The sequence below is a fragment of the Promicromonospora kroppenstedtii DSM 19349 genome (assembly GCF_000515355.1).
GTDB classification, from domain to species: Bacteria; Actinomycetota; Actinomycetes; order Actinomycetales; family Cellulomonadaceae; genus Promicromonospora; species Promicromonospora kroppenstedtii.
Genome location: NZ_KI911682.1, coordinates 1 through 1,596 on the forward strand (window position 1 = coordinate 1; position 1,596 = coordinate 1,596).

Sequence of the window (1,596 nt, forward strand, 5' to 3'; positions counted from 1 at the left end):
GACACCGCGCGCCAGGAGGCGAGCCACGCCGCCGAGGCCGCCCGGACGGCGGTCGCCGACGCGCTGCGCACCGTGGTCGGCTGCGAGGTCGACACGAGCACGCGCCGCCGCGCGGAGTACTCCACGGACGCGTCGAACTACCGCGTGGTCCCCGAGGCCGTGCTCTTCCCGGAGAGCACCGACGACGTCGTCGCCGCGTTCGGGGCGCTGCGCGAGCTGTCGATCCCGGTCACGGCGCGCGGCGCCGGCACGTCCGTCGCGGGCAACTCGGTGGGTCCGGGCGTCGTGATCGACCTGGGGCGCCACCTCAACCAGGTGCTCTCCATCGACCCGGAGCGGGGCACCGCCCGCGTCCAGCCGGGCACGGTCATGTCCACCCTCCAGGCCGCGGCCAAGCCGCACGGCCTGCGGTTCGGGCCCGACCCGAGCACCCAGAACCGGGCCACGCTCGGCGGCATGATCGGCAACAACGCGTGCGGTCCGCACGCCGTCGCCTACGGGCGGACCGCCGACAACGTGGTCTCTCTCGACGTGGTGGACGGCACGGGACGGCGGTTCACCGCGGGTTCCGGCGACCCGGAGTTCGCCGACGTGCCCGGGCTCAAGGAACTGGTCCGGGACAACCTCGCGCTGATCCGCACGGAGTTCGGGCGGTTCGGCCGGCAGGTGTCGGGCTACTCGCTGGAGCACCTGCTTCCCGAGAACGGCTCGAACCTCGCCCGCGCTCTCGTGGGCACGGAGGGCACCGTCGTCACCGTCCTGGAGGCGGAGCTCAACCTGGTCGAGGTGCCGGGCGCGCCGACGCTCGTCGTCCTCGGCTACCCCGACATGGCCACGGCCGCGGACGACGTCCCCCGGCTCCTGGACCACAAGCCGCTCGCGATCGAGGGGCTCGACGCCCGCCTGGTCGACGTCGTGCGCCGGGCCAAGGGCGCCGCGTCGGTGCCGCCTCTGCCCGGGGCGGACGACCCGCACGTCACCGGCTGGCTCATGATCGAGGTGGGCGGATCGTCGCAGGCCGAGGCGCTGGGCCGCGCGGACGCGATCGTCGCCTCCTCGTCCGCGCTGGACTCGACGGTGCTGCCCGCCGGGCCGGACGCCACGAAGATGTGGCAGATCCGGGCCGACGGCGCCGGCCTGGCCGGGCGCACGCCCGCGGGGGAGCAGGCCTGGCCCGGCTGGGAGGACTCGGCGGTCCCGCCCGAGAAGCTCGGCCCGTACCTGCGAGACCTGCAGGAGCTGATGGACCGGTACGGCGTGGACGGGCTGCCCTACGGGCACTTCGGCGACGGCTGCGTGCACCTGCGCATCGACATCCCGCTGGAGACGTCGGGCTCGGTGCTGCGCACCTTCATGACGGAGGCGGCGGAGCTCGTGGCCCGGTACGGCGGGTCGCTGTCCGGCGAGCACGGCGACGGCCGGGCCCGGTCCGAGCTGCTGCCGCTCATCTACTCGCCCGAGGCCATCGCGTTGCTGGAGCGGTTCAAGGCCCTGTTCGACCCGAAGGACGTGCTCAACCCGGGCGTCGTCGTGCGGCCGCGGGCCGTGGACGCCGACCTGCGGCGGCCGGCCGCGGCCCCCGTGCGCACGAAGCTG

Annotated in this window: 1 protein-coding gene; it reads left to right on the forward strand. The window is 74.9% G+C overall.

Annotated elements, in window-relative coordinates; translation table 11 throughout:
* A partial coding sequence (locus tag PROKR_RS14480; protein ID WP_157602095.1) for an FAD-binding oxidoreductase occupies positions 1 to 1,596 on the forward strand: 1,596 nt, incomplete at both ends.